Below are 22134 nucleotides of genomic sequence, written 5' to 3'. Positions count from 1 at the left end.
GTTTTACGTTAGACTGGCGTGAGAATGCTCGTACGCATCCAAGATGCAGGGGAAGGGGGGCCGATGGAGGAAACGGCTGCCATCAGGACAAGGAAGCTGTCGAAGGTGTTCGGCACGCGCAAGGCGGTGGACAAGGTGTCCATCGAGGTTCCGCAGGGGGCGTTCCTTTCCATATTCGGCCCCAACGGCGCCGGCAAGACCACGCTGCTGCGCATGCTGTCCACGCTGACGCGCCCGACCGATGGCTCGGCAAGCCTTATGGGCATCGACCTGCGGGAAGATCCCGAAGCGGCCCGCGGGCGCATCGGGCTGATCTCTCATAACGCCATGCTCTATCCCGACCTTACCGCCGAGCAGAACCTGCTTCTGTATGCGAAGCTCTACGGTTTGGCCGATCCGCAGGCGCGCGTCATGGAGCTGCTCGAGGCCGTCGAGCTGAAGCATCGCCGCCTTGACGTGGTGCGCACGTTCTCGCGCGGCATGACGCAGCGCCTGTCCATCGCCCGTGCTCTGATCCACGACCCCGACGTGGTGTTTTTGGACGAGCCGTATTCCGGCCTTGATCCGCACGCCGTGGACATCTTCGATCAGCTGATCGAGAAGCAGCGCGAGGGCCGCACGTTTGTCATGGTGAGCCACGACCTGCGCAAGGGCTTCGACATGTGCACGCATGCGTTGGTGCTGGCGCGCGGGCGCGTGGTGACGTTCGGGGCGAAGGACCAGCTCGATTTCGACGAGTTCTCCGAGCTGTACCGCTCCACGGTGGGAATGGGGGTGTCGTAAATGGCGCGCAAGCAAAGCACGGGCGCCGATCGGGCGCGCGCCGGCCAGGTGGCCCTGAGCGTGCCGAGCACGTTTGCCCAGTATAAAACCCTGCTTGCCAAGGATTTGCAGCAGGAGTTCCGCACCAAGGAGATGCTCACGTCCATGGGCATCTACGCGCTGCTCGTGCTTATCGTCTACGGCGCTGCGCTCGGGCAGACGGCGCAGGCGACTGATGTGCTGCAGCTGTCCGGCGGCCTTCTGTGGGCGCTCATCGTGTTCACGTCGCTATTGGGCCTGAACCGCTCGTTCAACCACGAGAAGGAGCAGGGCTGCATGGAGGGCATCCTGCTCGTGCCCATGGACCGCAGCGTGATCTTTCTGGCGAAGGCAACCTCGAACCTGCTGTTCCTGCTGGTGGTCGAGGTGATCGCCGTGCCGCTGTTCTGGTTCTTCTTCCTGACCACAGCCCAGCCCGGTCCCGGCTTCATGCTCATGGCGGTGCCGCTTGCGGTGGGCACCGTAGGCATGGCGGGCATCGGCACGCTGCTGTCGACCATCACCGTGAACACGCGCGGCAAGGACGTCATGCTCGCCGTGCTGTTCGTGCCGCTGATCTTCCCGCTGCTCTACGCATGCGCGTCGCCCACCACCGCCGTGGTGGTGGGCGCCGAGGGGTATCTCGACGTGTTCACGCAGTCGATGGCGCTCGCCGGCGGCTACGATGTCATCATGCTGCTGGTCAGCTGGGTTCTGTACGATTTCGTTATCTCCGCATAGCTTTTGACCTGCGATCTTCATAAGGAAAGGAAACCAATGACGAACAAACCGGTGAAGCTGCCCGAGGCGGGGCAGTGGCCCGACAAGGTGGCGCCGTGGGCGCTGCTGGCGGGCATCGTGCTCTCCACGCTGGGCTTTCTCATGGCGTTCCTGTACGCCGGGCCCGTCAACGGCGCCGCCGTCGACGGCGTGGAGCTGATCGGCGGGCAGATGGTGGCCAACAAGCTGCTGCTGTCCCAGAAGATCTTCTACTTCCATATGCCGGTGGCCCTGGTGTCGTTCTGCGCGCTGGCGTTCGCATGCTATTACTCCGTACGCTTCCTGGCCACCAAAAACCAACGCTTCGACACGTGCGCGAAGGTGTGCATGGAGATCTCGCTCGTGTTCGTCATCTGCACCATGATCACGGGCGATCTGTGGGAGCGTTTCGAATGGGGCGTGTGGTGGACGTGGGAGCCGCGCCTGACCACCTACCTCATCCTTATGCTCATCGTCATCGCGTACTTCGTGCTGCGCAACGCCATCGACGAGCCTGAACGCTGCGGCGTTTACGCCGCCGTCATCGCCATCATCGCCATGGTCGACGTGCCCATCTGCTTCATGATCACGCGCCTCATCCCCTCGAGCGTGCATCCCGTGGTGCTGCGCGAGGGCGGCATGTCCGGCGATATGGGCATGACCGTGGCCGTGTGCTTGGCGGGCCTTCTGCTCGTCGGGTTCGCGCTGTACCGTTTCCGCTTCCGCCAGGTTCGCCTACAGGAGCGCCTGCAAGCCCTCAAAGACGAGGTGGAGGTTTTGGAGGAGCGGCGCTAGGCGAAAGCCGGGCGAGCCCCGTTACCCGTTAGCAAACGTTCGCGCCCCAGGGGCGCTTGATCGAAGGAGCATCCCATGAATCCCGTACTTGCCGACATCTACAGCACCGTCATCCCGTCCATGCCGTTCATCATCGCGGCCTATGCGCTTATGTGGGCCGTGCTGCTCATCTACGTGTTCGTTTCCATCAGCGGTTTGAAGAAGACCGAGAAGCAGATCGCCGTGCTTGAAGAGGCTGTGGCGGAACTGAAGGCCGAATAGCCTGCGTGCTACAATTGCCGAAGCGAATCGACGAAGCGCCGCGTCTCGCGGCGCTTCGCGTCTATTCCCCCGAAGAAAGGTAAACCTTATATGAAGGCTATTATCCCCGCTGCCGGCCTCGGCTCGCGCTTCCTGCCGGCCACGAAGGCTCAGCCCAAGGAAATGCTTCTCGTCGTGGACCGTCCCGTCATCCAGTACATCGTGGAAGAGGGCCTGGCGTCGGCCGCCGACGAGGTGGTCATCGTGAACAGCCGCGAGAAGAAGTCCATCGAGGAGCACTTCTCGCCGAATCCCGAGCTGGTGTCCATGCTGCGCGAGCGCGGCAAGGACAAGTACGCCGACGCCGTGGAGCATGCCGGCAACCTCAACGTCAGCTACGTGTATCAGGACGAGCCGCTGGGCCTGGGTCACGCCGTGCACTGCGCTGCCGAGAAGACGGGCGACGAGCCGTTCTACGTGCTGCTCGGCGACGTCCTGGTCCCCGACAACAACATGCTGCCCGCCATGCAGAAGGTCTCCGACGAGCACAACGGCGCCTCGGTCATCGCCGTCATGCCCGTGCCCGATGACCAGGTGAACCGCTTCGGCGTCATCGCCGGCTCCGCCATCTCCGACGATGTGTGGAAGATCGACGGCCTGGTGGAGAAGCCCGCGCTCGAGGATGCGCCCTCCAACCTGGCCGTGTTCGGCCGCTACCTGCTGTCCGCGCGCGTGATGAAGCTTCTGGCCGAGGCCAAGCCCACCGTCGGCGGCGAGATCCAGCTGACCGACGCGCTGGACGCGGTGCTCAAGGAGGAGGAGATGTACGCGCTCGTCATCGATCCGCAGGACGGTTTCGACACCGGCACCGTGGAAAGCTGGCTGGAGACGAACAACATCCTGTTCGAGCGTAAATACGGCAAGAAGGCCTAAGGTCTTCGGCGAAAACCTGTGACGGCTGGGCCGCTCGGTGATGCACCGGGCGGCCTTTTCATTGTCAGGGGGGCTGATCGACTGGGTAAAGCCGTGGATGTACTGGGCTTTAGGGAAAACGCGACCGCGAGGGGTCGGATGCCGGATGGCATGGTTGCGAATTCTTCGGCGTTCATGTGGCTTGAGGAGCCTGCGGGCGAGGTGCGGGAAGGCTCGAAAAAAGGAGCGGCCCCGGCAGGAAGGGGAACCTGCCGGGGCCATTAAGGAGGGGATATACGGCGCCGGTTCGTTGGCGCCGATTAACTGCTTTTAAGGAGAAAGCAGAGCGACGGAGGAAGGAGGGGAACCTTTCCGTTCGCTGATACGTAGTATAGCCATCGACGTTGAAGGCGTTATGGCAGCGGCTTGCGCATTTTGTGAAGCCGGCGGAAGGGCGGCTGCGTTTCGTGCCCGAGAAAAGGGATGGGCCGCAAGTGAAAAGGGGGAAACTTGCGGCCCGAAAGGAGGGGAGGAACGATGCTTTAGCATCGCGATCTGCTATGGGGAGCAGACAAGCGGTGGAAAGGGGATGTCCCGCTTGCAAGGCCTACTATACCGGCCGATGTTGAAGCGGGCGTGTCCGGGGAGTGGCTTTGGGGTGATGCGCTCGTGAACGGAATGTGAATGCCCAGGAGACGCCGTTACCGTTCCGTTGCCAAGCGGACGGGGGCAGGGCGGTAACACAGCGGTTTCCCCTGATGAAAGCCAATGTTCTCTTCCCGTAACCTTATGGAGCGCGGGTGTGGGTAGCGCTTGTGTGCCTGCGATGCCCCTTTGCCGGGCTCCTTGGGCCCTTTGGTATCATGTTCAGGTCGAAAGGAAACATCCATGCCTGATATCCAGCTGCGGTTCCACCGCGATATGCTCGTGCTGTCCAGCCCCGTCGCCCCCGTGCTCGCGCGCCAAGGGTTCGAGCTCGACGGCGATGTGGAATATGCCACGCTTATGGAACCGGAGGCCGTCGAGGACGCCCTTCGCCTGAACCTTATGGCGGGCGTGCAGTGCCTTGTCACCGAAACGGCCGGCATGACCCCGGCGCGCCTGGCGCATCGGGGCATGGCCGAGCGCCTGCCCGAGCTTGCCCGCGCCGCCGTCTCGTGCGCCGCGAAGCTGCGCCCCCAGCATGTGCTGGTCGAGCTTGGGCCGTGCGGTCTGCCGCTCGATGCGTCCAGCAAGGCGTCGCTCAACGAGAACCGCGACCAATACGCCCGCGCGGCGCGCGCCTTCGAGGGGCTTTCCCTTGATGGCTTCTTCTTGAACGGGTTCACCAACCCAAGCGACCTGAAGTGTGCGCTCATGGGCCTACGCCAGGTCAGCGGCCTGCCCGTGTTCGCTTCCGTGAACGTGGGCGTCGACGGCATGCTGGCAGATGGACGCCACGGCTTCGATGAGGCGCTCGACGTGATGGCCGAGTTCGAGGCGAGCGTTGCCGGCTTTTGCACGCTGGCCCCCGTCGAGCGCGCCTGCGAGCTTGCGCAGCAGGCGGCGAAGCTGCCCTTGCCCGTGCTCGCGCAGCTCGACGTCGTGGAGCACAACCCCCGTCAGCGCCAGGCAACGCCGGAAAACCCGTATCATCGCCCCGACGTCATGATGGAGGCGGCCCAGCATCTTCGGGCGGCCGGCGCGCAGTTCCTGCGCGCAACCGGCCAGGCCACGCCCGCCTATGCCGGCGCTCTGGTCGCGGCGACGGAAGGCCTCGATGCGCATCGACCCGACGTGGAGGCGTAGCCGCTATGGCGAAGCTTGCGACGAACACGCGCCGCAGCGAGCATTACGGCCAGCTGCAGCGCGTTGTCGATTCAGTGTTCGCCGACGGCGGGAAGTTCGTGCGGCGACTTGACGTGGTCGTCACGGCCGAGTCGTTCGATCTGCCCGACGACCTCGACGAGATCATCGCCTTGTTGCCGCCGGGCACCTACACGCGCCAGCGTCTGTGCGATCAGCTGAACTCGGCTATCGGCGGGCATGCCTGGGGTCAGGTGTACGGCACGGTGGAATAACGGTTCTTGCGGGGCCGCGTTCCGCCTCGGGCGCGGTCCTGTGGTTTGAAGCGGGTCATCCCGCAGAAGGGGCTTTCCTTATATGGAGGATTTCGAGCACGGCATCATATCGGCGGTGGGCAACGCGTGGCTGGGCACGCTCATAACCGCCGTAGTCATCATCGTGGTCACGGCGGTGATCGGGCATCTGCTCACGAAGTTCCTGCGCCGCGTGCTCAACTATTCCGACGAGCTGCCCTCGTCGTCGATCTTCATCAACATCGGGCGCGCCATCGTGTGGGTGGTGGGCGGATCGGTCGTACTGTCCACGTGCTTCGGCGTGGACGTGTCGGCCGCTATCACGGCGCTGGGCATCGGCGGCATCGCCATTTCGCTGGGCTTCCAAGACACCATCTCCAACCTCATCGGCGGCGTGCAGGTCAGCCTGCTGCGTATCGTATCGCCGGGCGACAACATCTCGGTCGGCGGCGCTGCGGGCGTTGTGAAGGACGTGAACTGGCGCCATACCACCATCACCAACTCCAAGGGCGAGACGGTGGTCATCCCTAACTCCATCATCAACAAGACGTCGCTCGTGCACCTGCCGCCTACGGGCAAGGTGACGCTTTCCCTGGTGGTGGAAGGCGGCGGCGAGGACCTTGACGAGCGGGCGCGGCGCATCGAGCAGGCGGCGCTTGCCGCGGCGCGCCGGGTGGGCGCGGTGGAGGCGGACCCGCGTTTGTGGTTCACCGAGGTCGTCGACGTCGGTTTCGCCGGATCGCTCATCTTCACCATGGCAAGCGGCGATGACGCCACGCCGGCGAAGGATGCCGTGTTGCGCGCCATTGCACCGCTGACCAGGCAATAATCGAATTTCGCATACAAATGGGCCAAGGGCTTCGGAGGCAGATGCTTCCGGAGCCCTTGGCTTTTTCGCATATGGAAGGGGCCACGCCCGTTCGCTTTGATGGCGATGATACCGTCTCTTCGCCTTGGTGCGCTTGCCCCGTTTCGCCTGCGGGCGTGCGGGTTTCGCAAACCGCCCTTCCTTTCGCCTTATTCGTGCAACAAGCCCAGGTAAAGCGCTTGCAGCGAAGCGGGCGGTTTGTAAAGCGCTCCGGCCCGGCTTGTAAGCCGCACGTAAAACCTTGTCACACTTCGGTCATGGACCGCGCTTGCGGCCGTGCTCTGGCCGATGGTGCGCGTATCATCCTCACCTGCAAGTTCGTTTTGCATGAGAAGACATCCGAAGGGAGTACACGTACTATGCAGGGTTCTTACATCAGCCGCCGCAGCTTCATCGGCATCGCCGGCATGTCCGCGCTGGCCGTCGCCGGTTTCGGTCTGGCAGGTTGCTCGGGTTCCAACGGCGGCTCCGCCGAGTCCGGCAACGCCGCCTCCGGTAAGAAGGCGCTTTCCGGCACCATCACGGCGGTGGGCTCCACCGCGCTGCAGCCGCTGTGCGAGGCGGCCGCGGAGCGGTTCATGCAGGAGAACCCCGGCGTCCAGATCACCGTTCAGGGCGGCGGTTCCGGTCAGGGCGTCACGCAGATCGCGCAGGGCGCCGTGCAAATCGGCAACTCCGACGTGTTCGCCGAGTCCAAGCTGAAGGATTCCTCCGACATCTCCAAGATCGCCGATAACAAGGTGTGCATCGTCGGCATGGCCCCGATCGTCAACGCCGACGTGGCCATCGACGACATCAAGCTCGAGGACCTGAAGAAGATCTTCACGGGCGAGATCGCCAACTGGAGCGAGGTCGGCGGCGCCGACGCTCCGATCACCGTCATCAACCGCGCTTCCGGTTCCGGCACGCGCGCCACGTTCGAGGACGTCGTCCTGGCCGGCACGAAGGTGCCTGATTCCTTCAAGCCGCAGGAGCAGGATTCCTCGGGCACTGCCGCCAAGATGGTCGCCAGCACCCCCGGCGCCATCTCCTACGTGGCGTTCTCCTACTTCGACAGCAGCTTCAAGGCCCTCAAGGTCGACGGCGTGGAACCGGACGCGCAAAACGTCGAGGACAACTCCTGGAAGATCTGGTCCTACGAGCACATGTACACCGCTGCCAGCCCCGATGAGGCCACGAAGGCGTTCCTGGAGTACATGATGGGCGAAGAGGTGCAGGGCGGCCTGGTGGAGCAGCAGGGCTATATCCCCATGTCCGGCATGAAGGTGGAGAAGGACGCTTCCGGCAAGGTGTCCAACAAGTAGGTTCGCCGTACCCGCATCGAGTCAACGAGTTTCGAAAGGAGACGCGCGCATATGGCCTTGATGGCGAAAGCACGCGTCGAGCGGGTCGGTCGGGGCGCCACGGGCGCGTGCATCGCGCTCGTGGCGCTTCTCGTCGTCACGCTTGTCGCCATGGTCGCCGGACGCGGTATCGCAACGTTTACCGCCGACGGCATCGACCTCGGTTCGTTTTTGACGGGAACCACGTGGAACCCGCATCAGGAGGACGCGAGCGGCATGCCCACGGTGGGCGCGCTTCCCATGATCGCGGGCTCGTTCTCCGTCACGTTGCTGTCGACGTTGTTCGCGCTGCCCATCGCGTTCGGCAGCGCCATCTTCGTGGTGGAAGTGGCCCCGCGATTCGGCCGCCGCGTGTTCCAGCCGCTTCTGGAGCTTTTGGTGGGCATCCCGTCGGTGGTTTACGGCCTTATCGGCTTGACGATCATCGTGGCCTGGGTGCGCGATGCGGCTGCCGCCATGGGTCAGACCATCACCGGTTTCGGCATCTTCTCGAGCGCCGTGGTGCTGGCCATCATGGTCTTGCCGACCATCACCAGCCTGTCGATCGACGCGCTGGCCGCCGTGCCGCACGAGTACCGCGAGGGCAGCTACGCGCTGGGATGCACGCGCTGGCAGACCATTTGGAACGTGGTGCTCAAAAGCGCGGCGCCGTCGCTGATGACGGCGGTCATCTTGGGCATGACGCGCGCCTTCGGCGAGGCCCTGGCGGTGCAGATGGTCATCGGCAACGCCATCCAGATGCCTTCCGGCCTGTTCACGCCCGCTTCCACGCTGACCAGCGTGCTGACCATGGGCATGGGCAACGAGGCCATGGGCACGGTCTACAACGATGTGCTGTGGTCGCTGGCGCTGCTGCTGTTGGCCATGTCGCTCGTGTTTATCGTCATCATCCACCTCATCGGGCATAAGGGGGCGGCGAAACATGGCTAACTTCGATATGTCGGCGCACGTGCGCCGCATCAACCGGCAGGACCGCATCGCCACCGGCGTGCTGGTGAGCATCGCTGCCTTCGTCATGCTCATGCTCGCGGCCATCGTGACCTACATTCTGGTGGCGGGCGCGCCGAAGCTGTTCGACCTGAACTTCCTCACGGGCAAGCCCCAGCAGTTCAAGGAGGGCGGCGGCATCGGCCCCGAGCTGTTCAACAGCTTCTATCTTCTGGTTCTCACGCTGCTTATCAGCGTGCCGCTTTCCCTGGGTGCGGCCATCTTCCTGTCGCAGTATGCGCCCGACAACGCCATCACGGCGGTGGCGAAGACCGCCATCGAGACGCTGTCCAGTTTGCCGTCGGTGGTCGTGGGCTTGTTCGGCTTCTTGTTCTTCGTGCTGTACATGGGCTGGGGCTTCTCCATCATCGCCGGCGCGGTGGCGTTGACCATGTTCAACATCCCCATCCTCGTGCGGGTCATCCAGCAGGCGCTCGAGGACGTGCCGCGCAGCCAGCGCGATGCGGGCCTTGCGATGGGTCTGACGCGTTGGGAAACCACCATCCACGTGCTGCTTCCCGCCGCCATGCCCGCCATCGTCACCGGCGTGGTGCTCTCCGCGGGCCGCGTGTTCGGCGAGGCGGCGGCGCTGATCTTCACGGCCGGCCAGTCCGCCCCGGTGCTCGACTTCACGTGCCTGGACTTCTCCAGCCCGTCGTGCCCGTGGAACGTGTTCCGCCCGGCCGAGACCCTGGCGGTGCATATCTGGAAGATCAACAGCGAGGGCGTCGTGCCCGATCTGACGGCCATCTCCAACGGCACCGCGGCGGTGCTCATGGTGTGCATCCTGGCGTTCAATATCCTGGCACGCGTGATCGGCAAGTATCTGGAAAGGAGGCTGACCAGCGAATGAGCAGGGAAAACGAATCGGTAGGCGCTTGTGCGCTTCAGGTAGGCGACAGTCGGTCCGACGGCGGGACGCTTTTGAGCACGCGCGATCTGACCGTATGCTATGGGAGCAACGAGGCCCTGCATCCCACGTCGCTCGACTTCGCGGCGGGGCAGGTGACGGCGCTGATCGGCCCGTCCGGCTGCGGCAAATCCACGTTTCTGCGCTGTCTCAACCTTATGAACCGCGAGATCCCCAAGTGCAAGATCGGCGGCGAGGCGCTCTATCACGGCCGCAACATCAACACGCGCAAGGAGAACCTGTTCGAGCTGCGCAAATCCATTGGCATGGTGTTCCAGCAGCCTACGCCGTTCCGCAAATCCATTCGCGACAACATCCTGTTCGCCCCCAAGCGCCACGGCCTGGTGAGCGGCAAGGAGGATTGCGATGCGCTGGTGGAGCAGAGCCTGCGCGCCGGCGCGTTGTGGGACGAGGTGCGCGATAAGCTCGACGAGAGCGCCTATACCCTCTCCGGCGGCCAGCAGCAGCGCCTGTGCATCGCCCGCACGCTCGCCATGCATCCCGACGTGGTGCTGTTCGACGAGCCGTGCAGCGCGCTCGACCCCATCTCCACGTTCACGGTGGAGGAGACCATCCGCTCCATCGCCGAGTCGGGCATCTGCGCCATCATCGTGACGCACAACATGGAGCAGGCGACGCGCGTTTCCGACAACACGGCGTTTTTCTACGTGGGCGATATGGTGGAGACCGGCCCTACCAAGCGCCTGTTCAGCCAGCCGGAGGATAAGCGTTTGCAAGACTATCTGACGGGAAGGTTCGGCTGATCATATGACCGATTTCGAAAACGAGCAGGGCGCGGCGGTGCGCGATGCGGGCGCCCAGGTCGACGAGCCCATGATCTCCATTCGCGATTTCAACCTGTGGTACGGCGATTTCCAGGCGCTTAAGGGGGTTACGCTCGACATCCCGAAGAACTGCGCCACCGCGTTCATCGGGCCTTCCGGTTGCGGCAAGTCAACGCTGCTGCGTACCTTCAATCGCATGTGCGACTTCGTTCCCACCGTGCGCACCGAAGGCGCCATCGAGGTGGCAGGGCGCGACATCTTCAGCGGCGATGCCAACGAGCTGCGCGTGAGGGTGGGCATGGTGTTCCAGCACCCCAACCCGTTCCCCATGTCCATCCGCGACAACATCCTGTACGGACCGCGCCGCATGCGCAGGCTCGGGCGCGCCGAGGCCGACGAGCTGGTGGAGAGGTGCCTGCGCGATGCCGGCCTGTGGGACGAGGTGCGCGATAAGCTGGGCCAATCGGGTCTGGGGCTTTCCGGTGGCCAGCAGCAGCGCCTGTGCATCGCGCGCGCTTTGGCCACGCAGCCCGAGGTGTTGCTCATGGATGAGCCCACGAGCGCCCTCGACCCCATCTCCACGGCGCTCGTCGAGGAGCTGATGGTGCAGCTTGCCCGCGAGCGAACCGTAGTGGTGGTCACGCATAACATGCAGCAGGCCACGCGCGTGGCCGACAAGACGGCCTTCTTCTACCTGGGAGAGCTGGTGGAATCCGGGCCGACCAAGCAGCTGTTCGGCAACCCCGTGCAGCAGAAGACGAAAGACTACCTGACAGGAAGGTTCAGCTGATGAAGACCCGTACCCGTTACATCAACAAGTTGGAGGAGCTGGGCGCGCTGGTCAATCAGCTGTCCGAGAAGACGGTGCTCGACGTTCGGGCCGCGGGCCGTGCGCTTGCCGGCGACGCCGATGCCGCCGAAAGCGTGCTTTCCGGCAGCAAGGCCGCGCGCAGGCTGCGCGAGGCCATCGAGGACGGCTGCCTTGACATCATGCTTATGCAGCAACCGCTGGTGGCCGACGATCTGCGGGAGGTGACCGGAGCGTTTCGCCTGGTCGGCGACTTGGCGCATATCGACGAGATGACGCGCGACGTCGCGTACCTCTCCCAGCAGCTTACGCCGAAGGCCGTCTCGCACCTGCAAAGCGAGTTCGCCGAGGCCACCGACAAGGTGTCGAACATGGTCTCGCTTGCCACGAAGGCGTTCTCCCAGGCAGATGCCGCGCTTGCCCAGCGCGTGTTCGCCATGGACGACGGGGTGGACGAACTGTACGATCGCTGCGAGCAGGTGGTGGTCGATCTGATCCGCAGCGAGACGCAGGGCGCCAGCCATCTGCCGGAGCTGCTCATGGTGGCGAAGTACTTCGAGCGCATGGGCGACGATGCCGAGCGCATCGCAAGCTGGGCCGTTTTCCGCGCAACGGGCGAGCATACGCTAAACTCTGCGGGTAAGGAAAACGCCGAAGGGTAGCGCGCCGCGGCGGCGGGGCGCAGGGTTCGCGTCGCATCCGGCGCTTCGGCTGTGGAAGGGGTGCGTAGGGGTTGACTGTCTACTATGTCGGACAGCCCGGTGGGCTGTCCGATCCCCGAGCACCGCGGCAGCGGGGCGCAGGGTTCGCGTCGCATCTGGCGCTTCGGCTGTGGAAGGGGTGCGTGACAGGTGGCTGTCTACTATGTCGAGGATGATGAGAACATCCGTCAGCTGGTGCTGTACGCCTTGACGCAGTCGGGCATCCAGGCCGAAGGGCAGCCCGATGATGCGGCGTTTCGAGCCGCATGCGCCAAAAACATCCCGGATGTGGTGGTTTTGGACATCATGCTTCCCGACGTCGATGGCCTGGAAATCCTCAAGCGCATCCGCAGCACGCCCGGCAAGCTTTCTCGCGTGCCCGTTATGATGGTCACGGCTAAAAACTCGGAGCTGGACATCGTGCGGGCGTTGGATGCCGGGGCCGACGAGTACATCACGAAGCCTTTCGGTATGATGGAGATGGTGAGCCGCGTGCGCGCCATGCTGCGCCGTGCTCCCGATTGGGGAGGCGGCCGTTGCGAGGACGTTCTGAGCCTGGGCGCCCTTTCCCTGGATTTCCAGGCGCGCGAGCTGCTCGTCGACGGGGCGCCCGTGGCGCTTACCATGCGCGAATTCGATTTGCTGGCGTATATGATGCGCCATCCCGGCGTCGTGCTGTCGCGCGAGAAGCTCCTGCAAAACGTGTGGGGCTGGGATTTCGGCGGCGGCAGTCGCACGGTCGACATGCACGTGCTCACGCTTCGGCAAAAGCTCGGCGAGCATGCCGATGCTGTGGAGACGGTGCGTGGGGTCGGTTATCGCCTGGCGGGCCCGCGTCCAGACGATTCGGTTGTGGAATAACGAGGTGCAAGCATGATCTACTACTTGGAAGACGACACGAATATCCGCGATTTGACGGTGTACGCGCTCAAGCAGGCGGGCCTTGAGGCGGCGGGCTTCGCCCATGCCGGCGACTTCTTCGATGCTTGCCGAGAATCGCTTCCCGACTTGGTGTTGCTCGACATCATGTTGCCCGAGGTCGATGGGCTCGAGGTTCTCCGCCGCCTGCGCGAGGACCCGGCGACCAAGTTCCTTCCCGTCATGATGCTCACGGCGAAAGGCACCGAGTTCGACAAAGTCAGCGGTCTTGATGCGGGCGCCGACGATTACCTGGCCAAACCCTTTGGCATGATGGAGCTGGTCAGCCGCGTGAATGCGCTCTTGCGCCGCGCCGCGGCGCCAACCGCGCCCGCCGGCGATGTGCTGGAGTGCGGGCCCATCGAGCTGCGCGTGCTCGAGCATACCGTTTCTGCAGGCGGCGTCCCCGTCGAGCTCACGCTCAAGGAGTTCGACCTGCTGCGCGCGCTGATTCGCAACGTCGGGCGCGTGCTGTCGCGCGGTCAGCTGCTCGAGGATGTGTGGGGCATGACGTTCGTGGGCGAGACGCGCACCGTCGACGTGCACATCCAAACGCTGCGCCAGAAGCTTTCCGCCGCATGCCCGGGTGCCGATGTCTGCATCAAAACCGTGCGTGGCGTGGGTTACAGCATCAGACAGCCGGAATAGAGGTTTGCCGCATGAGCCCTTCGCCCGATCACGTTAAAAGCCTTGCCGGCCGCATCTTCACCACCGTTTTGGCGTTTTCCCTGGGGATTCTTTTGGCCTTTTCCGCGGTGATGGTCAGCATCTTCTATTACTCCTACGAGCACGATGCCGAGCAGGCCCTGGTCCAGGAGGCCGGCCGGGCGGCGGCATCCCTTGACGAGGCTCCGGCGGCCGATGTGACCACCGTCTTGTCCCAGCAGTTCAGCGGCATCACCCGCTACACGCTTATCAGCGAAAGCGGCCTGGTGCTCTACGATAGCCAGGCGGATGCCGGTCAGATGGACAACCACGCCTCCCGTCCCGAGGTCAGCAAGGCCGCGCGCACGGGCGAGGCGGTGAGCATGCGCTATTCGGAAACCTTGGGCACCGATACGGTGTATGCCGCCGAGAAGCTCTCCGATGGGCGCATTGTCCGCCTGTCTGAAACCCGTCATTCCCTGTTCGCCTTCTTGGGCGAGATGCTCGTGCCCACGCTGTTCGCGCTCGTGGTCGTCGCCGGATTGGTGTTTTTGCTATCCCGGCTGCTCACGCGCCACATCATGAAGCCTATCGATGCCCTTGACATGGCGGAGCCTTTGGAAAACGACATCTACGGGGAAATGGTGCCGCTGCTCCAGCGCATTGACGATCAGCAGACGCAGCTCAAGAAGCAGAACAAGGAGCTTGCCGAAGCGGAAAGCATGCGCCGCGACTTCTCCAGCAACGTCAGCCACGAGATGAAGACGCCGTTGCAGGTGATATCGGGCTATGCCGAGCTCATGAAGAACGACATGGTGCTGCCTGAGGATCGGCAGAAGTTCGCCGGTCTTATCTACGACGAGGCGCAGGCGATGCGCGGCCTTATCAACGACGTGCTCACGCTTTCGAAGCTCGACGAGAGCGCGTTCGCGCGCGAGGAGCGGCCCATCGACGTGACGTCCGTTGCCCGACGGATGGCCGGACGCTTGGAGTCGTTCGCCGCTGACGAAGGCGTATCCATCTCCGTGAAGGGCGGGCCCGCCCATATCAACGGTAGCGAGACGCTTGCCGAGGAGATGCTGTACAACCTTATCGAGAACGCGGTGCGCTACAACCATGCCGGTGGAAGCGTGTCGGTGCGCGTGTCGCAGGGCGCTGCGTCCGAGGAGGTTTTGGAAGCGCTGCGCGCGGCAGGGGCGGAGCCGGACCCCGAATCGGTGGTCACGGTGCGCGTGAGCGATACCGGGTCGGGCATTCCCGAGGAGATGCGCGAAAAGGTGTTCGAGCGGTTCTTCCGTCTGGATAAAAGCCGTTCGAAGGAAACAGGCGGCACGGGCCTGGGGCTTGCCATCGTCAAACATGCGGTGCAATACCACCACGGCACGATTTGCGTGGAAGGGGTGCAAGGCGAGGGCACCACGTTCGTGCTCAGGCTGCCTGCGGCGTAGCTGCTTTTCGCAAGATGGTTGCGGGTGCGATGGCGGGGCGGGCCGGATTCGGGCATGAAAAAAGTCCCACCCCCGGCCGGAAGGATGAACCCACCTCAACAAGGTGGGTGCTCGCAGCTTGCTTCCCGGCTTTCGTGCCAACGGGCGCGAATCTCCGTTTCACTTGCTATCTTGAGCTCCCTCGGAAATAGCATCGGTCCATCGCAAAAAGTACGGCGACAAGGGTGGAACCTGATATCGAGTATATGGGACCTCAAGGCAAAGTAAAGTCTTGACAGAATCGGTGAAGCAGGTGTAGGCAAGCCGTTGCTTTTCGAGCAGAGCGAGACGCCCGGTTTTTCTCTAGGCAAACAAACGTTCGCGTGCTATCATGGTTTGCCAATCAACAGGCAGGGGTGGTCATGGACACGCTATTCACGGCAATGGAGAACGAACGCAAGCAGCAGGTGGCGCCGCTGGCGGTGCGTATGCGCCCGCGAACGCTGGAAGATGTGGTGGGGCAGCAGGATGCCGTGGGCCCGGGCAGCTGGCTGCGTGCGGCCATCGAGCAGGACAACGTCAGCTCGGTCATCCTCTACGGCCCGGCGGGAACCGGCAAAACCTCCATCGCTCACGTCATCGCCGAATCCACGAAGGCCACGTTCGTGGAGGTGTCGGCCATCGGCGGCACCGTATCCGACCTGCGCCGGGAAATCGACGCCGCCGAGAAGCGCTTGGCGCTCAACGGCTCGCGTACCATCCTGTTCGTGGACGAGATCCATCGATTCAATCGCAGCCAGCAGGATGCGCTTCTCCATGCGGTGGAGAACCGCACCGTGGTGCTGGTGGGTGCCACCACCGAGAACCCGTTTTTCGAAGTGAACTCCGCGCTGATCAGCCGTTCGCGCGTAGTCGGTCTCAAGGGGCTCTCCGACGGCGATGTGGCACAGCTGGTCGACCGGGCCGTTGCCGACCCTCGCGGGCTGGACGGCTTGTATAAGCTCGACCCGGCTGCCCGCAGCGCTATCGTGCTCTTGGCGGGCGGCGACGGCCGCGCATCGCTTACCACCCTCGAGCTTGCGGCGGGCATGCAGCAGCCCGGCACGCGCGAGAACCCTGCCGTTATCACGAAGGTGCAGGTGGAAAGCGCTACGCCGCACCGCGCATTGCCGTATGACAAGAACAAGGATATGCACTACGACATCATATCCGCCTTCATCAAGTCCATGCGCGGCTCCGATCCCGATGCGGCGCTGTATTGGCTCGCCCGTATGATCGATGGGGGAGAGGACCCCAAATATATCGCCCGCCGTATGCTCATCCACGCGTCTGAGGACGTAGGCAACGCCGATCCTCAGGCATTGCTGGTGGCTGCGGCCGCGTTCAGATCAGCGGAGGTCATCGGGTATCCCGAATGCCGCATCAACTTGGCGCAGGCGGCCACCTATATAGCTCTTGCGCCGAAAAGCAACGCGTGCGAGGCGGGCATCGATGCCGCCTTGGCGGAAGTGCGCAACGGGCCCAAGCGCGATGCCCCCGACTATCTCCGTGACAGGCACCGTCCCGGCTCCGAGCACTATGGTGTGTACAAATATCCGCACGATTATCCTGCAGGCTGGGTCGATCAGCGCTATCTGCCTGAAGGGCTTGAGCGCGGTTGCTTCTATCATCCCTCCGAGCGCGGTTGGGAGGCGTATCGCGTAGATGCCGCGGCCCGAGATAGGGCGCAGGCTCCCCATGCGGCGGCGGGGGTCCATCATGGGGCCGAGCTGCTGAAGGGAAGGTCGGTCGATATCGAGGCGAACGGTGCGCGCAACGGGCAGAGGAAACCGGGCGCGCGGGATGCTTCCGAAGGCGAGGAAACGGGTGCCCGTTAGGCGCTTCTTCTTAAGGAGCGAACGGGAAAACCCCACGTCTTTTCGAAGGTAACCGCACTGCAACCGCTATGAATGGCGGGTGTAAACGCATGCGTCGGCGGGGTAGAATTCAAGACCGCATGCTATAGTTGGCGGCGTATATGGATATATGAAGGAGGCGTCTGGTGGATTTCGGCGAAGTTGTGGGTGTGGTTTTGCCTATCGTGTACGTGGTGCTCGGCGTGGCTTTGGTGTGGTTCGTGATCGAGCTTGTGATCACCGTGCGCAAAACGCGCACCACGGTCGACGAGATGAAGGAGCAACTCGACCCGACGCTCGAAAGCGTGCAACGCATCACGAAATCGCTCGAGCCCGCTATGGACAAGGTCGATCCGCTCGTCGATCGCGTGTCCTTGACCGTGGATGCGGCGAATCTCGAGATCATGCGCCTCGACCAGATCTTGGAGGATGTTAGCGACATCACCGACTCCGCCTCGAATGCGGTGGGCGCGGTCGAGGCCGCCACGAACGCCCCCATGGAGATCATGAACAACGTCACCTCCAAGGTTCGCGAGAAGCTCAAGTCCAAGCATGCCAGCGATGAGTCGGTCGCCCTTGGCGAGGCGAAGGCGAAGGCCCAAGCCGCAGCGTTGGCAGGCGTGCCGGACGAAGGCGACGATGCCCAGGGTGGCACCCCCTCCAAGGCCCAGGCAAACGACGACGATGCGCCCCAGCAGGTCCAGCCCGATGACCAGCCTGAGCAGCCTGCGTACTTCACGTATGCTCCCCAGGGCAACGATTCCTTCCAGGAGCGCTAGGAGCTGGTATCCATGGCCACCAATCCCGATGTCGCGATGGAGAAGGCCCGCCGACGGTTCCTCATGGTATGGACCGCGGTAGGCGCCATCCTGCTCACAGGCGCAGCGGTCTACCTCATCAACATCCTCAGCGTCCCGATCGGCATCTTGCTTTGGACGCTGGTCATCGTGTTCTGCCTGCGCGGCACGGTGAACAAGCTGGAATCCAAGGGCGTGCCGCGTCCGGCGGGAACGGGCATCGCCTATCTGCTCATGTTCGCCGTGCTGGCGATCGTCAGCTTCCTTATGCTCTCCCCGGCGTTCGGCTTCGGCGAGCAGTTCACCGACCTGGTGCAGAGCATCCCCGGCTACATCAACGACTTCATGGGCTGGGCCAACGGCGTGTACGCTCGCTATTCCGATGTGTTCCAGAACAACACGGTGCAAGCCTATATGAACGAAGCCTTGTCCTCTATGGGCTCAGCGGCGTCCGATGTGGCGCGCCAGAGCGCCACGGGCGTGGTCGCCATCGGCGCAGGCGTGGTGAATACGGGCATAGCGGTGGGTTTCGCCCTGGTCATAGCGTTTTGGATCCTCATCGAGCTTCCCGCGCTCGGTCGCGAGACCATGCGATTGGCGGGCCCTTCCCATCGCGAGACCATGGATATGCTGCACGTCACGTTCACGCGCGTCATGGGCGGCTATATCAAGGGCACGCTTATTCAGTGCGGCGTTATCGGGGTGGCGTGCGGCGTGCTGTTCGCCGTCTCGGGCATTCCCAATTACGCTGCACTCGGCATCATCGCGGGCATTTTGAACATCATTCCTATTGTGGGCCCGTGGCTCGGCGGTGCGCTGGCGGCGCTTGTGGGCGTGTTCGTCAGCCCGTGGATCGCCCTGGTGGCGCTTGTGGGCACCATCATCATCCAGCAGGTGGTGTATACGTTCGTCTCTCCGAAGATCATGGCGTCATCGGTTGACATCCATCCGGCGCTCACCCTTATCGCCTTGGTTGCGGGCAGCGCGATCGGCGGGGCCATGAGCGGGTTCACCGGCTCGCTTGTGGGCATGCTGGCCTCTATTCCCGCCGTGGCGGTTATGAAGTCCGTTTTCGTGTATTATTTCGAGAAGCAAACCGGGCGCCAGCTGGTTGCCGAGGACGGCGTGTTCTTCCAGGGCACGCCCCGATCCGACGGATCGCTCGACCCCATCGCCGATGCAACGTCCCCTCATCCGGACGCTTCGACGGGCTTCTCCCTTCCGAAGGTGGGTCGCGGCAAAGAGCAACGTCGCGACGGCGATCGGCAATAGGGCGCACGCGCGCCGATTTATGGCAAGGCATAGTTAGAAAGACAGGCACATGGAGTACATGACTAGCGCGGAGATCCGCGAGAAGTACTTGAAGTTCTTCGAGAGCAAGGGCTGCAAACGCATGCCGTCCTCCTCTCTCATCCCCGACGACCCCTCGCTGCTGCTCACTAGCGCGGGCATGGTGCAGTTCAAGCCCTACTTCTTGCACCAGAAGGAGCTCGACCCCGCATACATCGGCACCACTACGGTGCAGAAGTGCGTGCGCACCAACGACATCGACAATATCGGCGATGCTCGCCACCTGTCGTTCTTCGAGATGCTGGGCAACTTCAGCTTCGGCTGCTACTTCAAGCAAGAGATGTGCGCATGGGCCTTCGAGTTCTCCACGGAGGTGCTCGGCCTTCCGAAGGACAAGCTGTACTTCACCGTGTTCGAGGACGACGACGAGACCATCGAGATTTGGAAGTCGCTCGGCGTGGCCGAAGACCACATCTCCCGTTTGGGCGAGGATGATAACTTCTGGCGCGCCGGGCCTACCGGCCCGTGCGGCCCGTGCTCCGAGATCTACTTCGATCAGGGCCCCGAGGTAGGTTGCGGCAGCCCCGACTGCAAGCCGGGCTGCGATTGCGACCGCTTCCTGGAGTACTGGAACTGCGTGTTCACCCAGTACGACGGCCAGGAAGATGGCACGCTGGCCCCGCTTAAGACCAAGAACATCGATACCGGCATGGGCCTTGAGCGCATGGCGGCCATCATGCAGGGCGTTACGAACAACTACGACACCGACGTGCTTCGCAGTCTGGTCGGCGTGGGCGAGCGCTTGGCCGGCGTCGAGTACGGCAAGGACGAGGCTGCCGACCTGTGCCTGCGCATCATGGCCGACCACAGCCGCTCGGTCACGTTCATGATCGCCGACGGCATCCTGCCATCCAACGAGGGCCGCGGCTACGTGTTGCGCCGCCTGCTGCGCCGCGCCGTCATGAAGGGCCATATGCTTGGCCTGGACAAGCCGTTCCTCAACGAGTACGTCGACGAGCTGGTCAAGCTCATGGGCAGCGTGTACCCTGAGATCATCGACAACCGCGAGCTCATCCGCGGCATCATCTTGTCCGAGGAGGAGCGCTTCGGCGCCAACCTACGCCAGGGCCGCGCGTTCCTGTCCGAGTCCCTCAACAAGCTCGAGGGCACCACGCTTCCCGGCGAGCAGGCGTTCACGTTGCATGACACCTACGGTTTCCCCGTGGACATCACGCGCGAGCTGTGCGAGGAGCGCGGCGTCGTCGTGGACATGGAGGGCTTCGAGCGTTGCATGGAAGCGCAGCGCGATCGCGCCCGTGCGGCCAACGTCAAGGACGCTGAGGCGGCATGGTCCACGTACGGCGGCATCCATGCCGAGCTGCTCAAGGAGCTCGGCGCCACGAAGTTCGTCGGCTATCAGGAGCTTTCCTCCCAAGCTACGGTCAGCGCGCTTATCGCCGACGGCGAGCGCGTGAGCGAGCTGCAGGCCGGTCAGACCGGCGAAGCGGTCCTGGATGCAACCCCCTTCTACGCCGAGATGGGCGGCGAAGTGGGAGACACGGGCGTCATCGAGGCCGAGGGCGTCAAGGTTCAGGTCGTCGACACGAAGGCTCCCGAGAAGGGCCTCGTCTGCCATGTGGTGAAGGTGCTCGAGGGCTCTCTTTCCCAGGGCGCTGCCGTCACGGCTTCCGTGGATGCGGATCGTCGCGCACGCGTCACGCGCAACCATACCGCCACGCATATCCTGCACGCCGCGCTGCGTCAGGTCCTCGGCGAGCATGTCTCCCAGGCCGGCAGCTATGTGGGTCCCGATCGCCTTCGCTTCGACTTCACGCATTTCGCCGCGGTTACGGCCGAGCAGCTGACGCAGGTCGAGCGCGTTGCCAACGAGTTCATCATGTCCGCAACGCCCACCAACATTTACGAGACCTCGCTTGACGCGGCCCGCGAAAGCGGCGTCACCGCGCTGTTCGGCGAGAAGTACGGCGATCAGGTGCGCGTCGTCGAGTGCGGCGGGTTCTCCCGCGAGCTGTGCGGCGGCTGCCATGTTGCCAACACGGCTGAGATCGGTATCATGAAGATCACGTCCGAAACCAGCGTGGGCGCTAACGTGCGCCGCATCGAGGCCGTCACCAGCTACGGCGCCCTTGACTACATCAACAAGGTCGAGGCAGAGCTGAAGGAAACCGCCGAAGAGCTGCGCGTTCCGCTGTTTGATGTGTCCGAGCGCACCGCTGCAAACGTCAAGCAGCTGCGCGAGTTCCAGAAGAAGGCCAAGCAGACCAAGGGCATCGTGTCCGATGACAACATCACCAAGCTCGTCGGCTCCGCCGTGAAGTCCGCTGCCGGCTACCCCGTGGTCATCTCCCGTGTGAAGATCGCCGATGCAGGCGGCCTGCGCAACGGCTGGGATGTCCTGTCCGCTCGCATGGCGGAGCCCGGCGCGTGCGTGCTCATCGGCGAGAAGGACGGTAAGGCCGTGCTGATGGCAGCCGGCACGCCCGAGGCGGTCGAAGCCGGCTTCAACGCCGGTGCCATCATCAAGGCCATCGCCCCCTGCGTGCAGGGCGGTGGCGGCGGCAAGCCGGCCATGGCGCAGGCAGGCGGCAAGAACGCCGCGGGCATCGATGATGCGCTCGAGGCTGCTCGCAAGATGCTGCTGTAGCTTTTGATTGCAGTTTTCACGCCCCGCCGCCCTAGGCTGCGGGGCGTTTTTCTTATCCGTTCACTGCGTAAGGTTAGGTCGATAATGAGGATTCTTGCACTGGATATCGGTCAGACGCGCATCGGCGTCGCCATCAGCGACCCGCGCGAGCGCGTGGCATCGCCTGTTTGCGTGCTTCCCGCAAACGAGGTGCTTTCGAATGCGAAAAGCTGGAAACGCGTGCTCGAGGACTGGGAGCCGGAGCTTATCTTGTCAGGTCTGCCGTATACGCTTTCGGGCGAGGAGGGGCCTCAGGCCGGCCGTATCCGCGGTGTCGCGGCAAGCATCGGAAAGTCCGCCGGTTTGCCGGTGGAGTTCACCGATGAGCGTCTCAGCTCGCAGGAGGCGAAGCGCAGTTTGCGTGAAAGCGGCATGTCGGAGCGCGATATGCGCGGCAAGATAGATATGATTGCAGCAAGTGTGTTCCTTCAGGCGTGGCTTGATGCCCGCCATGCAGGCGAAAGGTAGTGT

Annotated in this window: 22 protein-coding genes; all 22 read left to right on the top strand. The window is 63.5% G+C overall.

Features of this window, described 5'->3' with window-relative positions:
* Window positions 1–63: 63 nt before the first annotated feature.
* The 22 genes from SFHG_RS06170 to ruvX all read left to right on the top strand — a co-directional run bounded on the left by SFHG_RS06170 (window position 64) and on the right by ruvX (window position 22131).
* Window positions 64–783, top strand: coding sequence for an ABC transporter ATP-binding protein (locus SFHG_RS06170; RefSeq protein WP_042435011.1), 720 nt, complete (start codon window positions 64–66; stop codon window positions 781–783).
* Complete coding sequence (locus tag SFHG_RS06165; protein WP_042435009.1) at window positions 784–1542, top strand: heme exporter protein CcmB; 759 nt, start codon at window positions 784–786, stop codon at window positions 1540–1542.
* Window positions 1543–1578: 36 nt separating this feature from the next.
* On the top strand, window positions 1579–2355 hold the full coding sequence (ccsA, locus tag SFHG_RS06160; protein WP_042435006.1) for a cytochrome c biogenesis protein: 777 nt from the start codon (window positions 1579–1581) through the stop codon (window positions 2353–2355).
* Between the two features lie 75 nt (window positions 2356–2430).
* Window positions 2431–2616, top strand: coding sequence for a hypothetical protein (locus SFHG_RS06155; protein WP_042435003.1), 186 nt, complete (start codon window positions 2431–2433; stop codon window positions 2614–2616).
* A 90-nt stretch (window positions 2617–2706) separates the two neighbouring features.
* Window positions 2707–3528: a UTP--glucose-1-phosphate uridylyltransferase gene (locus SFHG_RS06150; protein ID WP_042435001.1), complete on the top strand. Its 822-nt coding sequence runs from the start codon at window positions 2707–2709 to the stop codon at window positions 3526–3528.
* An 867-nt stretch (window positions 3529–4395) separates the two neighbouring features.
* Entirely contained in the window at window positions 4396–5295 is a 900-nt protein-coding gene (locus SFHG_RS06145; RefSeq protein ID WP_042434999.1) for a homocysteine S-methyltransferase family protein, read from the top strand.
* A gap of 5 nt (window positions 5296–5300) precedes the next feature.
* Window positions 5301–5567 (top strand): hypothetical protein, encoded by a 267-nt coding sequence (locus tag SFHG_RS06140; RefSeq protein ID WP_042434996.1) that lies wholly within the window; start codon window positions 5301–5303, stop codon window positions 5565–5567.
* A gap of 82 nt (window positions 5568–5649) precedes the next feature.
* On the top strand, window positions 5650–6414 hold the full coding sequence (locus SFHG_RS06135; RefSeq protein WP_042434993.1) for a mechanosensitive ion channel family protein: 765 nt from the start codon (window positions 5650–5652) through the stop codon (window positions 6412–6414).
* Between the two features lie 398 nt (window positions 6415–6812).
* Complete coding sequence (locus tag SFHG_RS06130; protein WP_042434991.1) at window positions 6813–7757, top strand: phosphate ABC transporter substrate-binding protein PstS family protein; 945 nt, start codon at window positions 6813–6815, stop codon at window positions 7755–7757.
* Window positions 7758–7808: 51 nt separating this feature from the next.
* Window positions 7809–8726: a phosphate ABC transporter permease subunit PstC gene (gene pstC / locus SFHG_RS06125; RefSeq protein WP_042434989.1), complete on the top strand. Its 918-nt coding sequence runs from the start codon at window positions 7809–7811 to the stop codon at window positions 8724–8726.
* On the top strand, window positions 8719–9636 hold the full coding sequence (gene pstA / locus SFHG_RS06120; protein WP_042434986.1) for a phosphate ABC transporter permease PstA: 918 nt from the start codon (window positions 8719–8721) through the stop codon (window positions 9634–9636). The genes pstC and pstA overlap by 8 nt, the downstream gene beginning before the upstream one ends.
* Complete coding sequence (locus SFHG_RS06115; protein WP_042434983.1) at window positions 9633–10457, top strand: phosphate ABC transporter ATP-binding protein; 825 nt, start codon at window positions 9633–9635, stop codon at window positions 10455–10457. The genes pstA and SFHG_RS06115 overlap by 4 nt, the downstream gene beginning before the upstream one ends.
* Before the next feature lie 4 nt (window positions 10458–10461).
* Window positions 10462–11268 (top strand): phosphate ABC transporter ATP-binding protein PstB, encoded by an 807-nt coding sequence (gene pstB, locus SFHG_RS06110; RefSeq protein ID WP_081468955.1) that lies wholly within the window; start codon window positions 10462–10464, stop codon window positions 11266–11268.
* The gene (locus SFHG_RS06105; protein ID WP_238318280.1) at window positions 11268–11948 is read left to right on the top strand and encodes a phosphate signaling complex PhoU family protein; all 681 of its coding nucleotides are present in this window, start codon (window positions 11268–11270) and stop codon (window positions 11946–11948) included. The genes pstB and SFHG_RS06105 overlap by 1 nt, the downstream gene beginning before the upstream one ends.
* A gap of 189 nt (window positions 11949–12137) precedes the next feature.
* The gene (locus tag SFHG_RS06100) at window positions 12138–12848 is read left to right on the top strand and encodes a response regulator transcription factor (protein WP_042434970.1); all 711 of its coding nucleotides are present in this window, start codon (window positions 12138–12140) and stop codon (window positions 12846–12848) included.
* Between the two features lie 12 nt (window positions 12849–12860).
* On the top strand, window positions 12861–13553 hold the full coding sequence (locus SFHG_RS06095; protein WP_042434968.1) for a response regulator transcription factor: 693 nt from the start codon (window positions 12861–12863) through the stop codon (window positions 13551–13553).
* A gap of 11 nt (window positions 13554–13564) precedes the next feature.
* On the top strand, window positions 13565–14998 hold the full coding sequence (locus SFHG_RS06090) for a sensor histidine kinase (protein WP_042434966.1): 1434 nt from the start codon (window positions 13565–13567) through the stop codon (window positions 14996–14998).
* A 401-nt stretch (window positions 14999–15399) separates the two neighbouring features.
* Window positions 15400–16854: a replication-associated recombination protein A gene (locus SFHG_RS06085; protein ID WP_081468954.1), complete on the top strand. Its 1455-nt coding sequence runs from the start codon at window positions 15400–15402 to the stop codon at window positions 16852–16854.
* Window positions 16855–17018: 164 nt separating this feature from the next.
* On the top strand, window positions 17019–17651 hold the full coding sequence (locus SFHG_RS06080; protein WP_042434963.1) for a hypothetical protein: 633 nt from the start codon (window positions 17019–17021) through the stop codon (window positions 17649–17651).
* Between the two features lie 12 nt (window positions 17652–17663).
* Complete coding sequence (locus tag SFHG_RS06075; RefSeq protein WP_042434960.1) at window positions 17664–18941, top strand: AI-2E family transporter; 1278 nt, start codon at window positions 17664–17666, stop codon at window positions 18939–18941.
* A 49-nt stretch (window positions 18942–18990) separates the two neighbouring features.
* Window positions 18991–21624, top strand: coding sequence for an alanine--tRNA ligase (alaS, locus tag SFHG_RS06070; protein ID WP_042434957.1), 2634 nt, complete (start codon window positions 18991–18993; stop codon window positions 21622–21624).
* An 84-nt stretch (window positions 21625–21708) separates the two neighbouring features.
* Window positions 21709–22131, top strand: a complete 423-nt coding sequence (gene ruvX, locus SFHG_RS06065; RefSeq protein ID WP_042434954.1) for a Holliday junction resolvase RuvX — start codon at window positions 21709–21711, stop codon at window positions 22129–22131.
* Window positions 22132–22134: the final 3 nt, after the last annotated feature.

The sequence above is a fragment of the Senegalimassilia anaerobia JC110 genome (assembly GCF_000236865.1).
Taxonomy (GTDB): domain Bacteria; phylum Actinomycetota; class Coriobacteriia; order Coriobacteriales; family Eggerthellaceae; genus Senegalimassilia; species Senegalimassilia anaerobia.
This window is presented reverse-complemented; position numbering and strand designations above follow the sequence as displayed.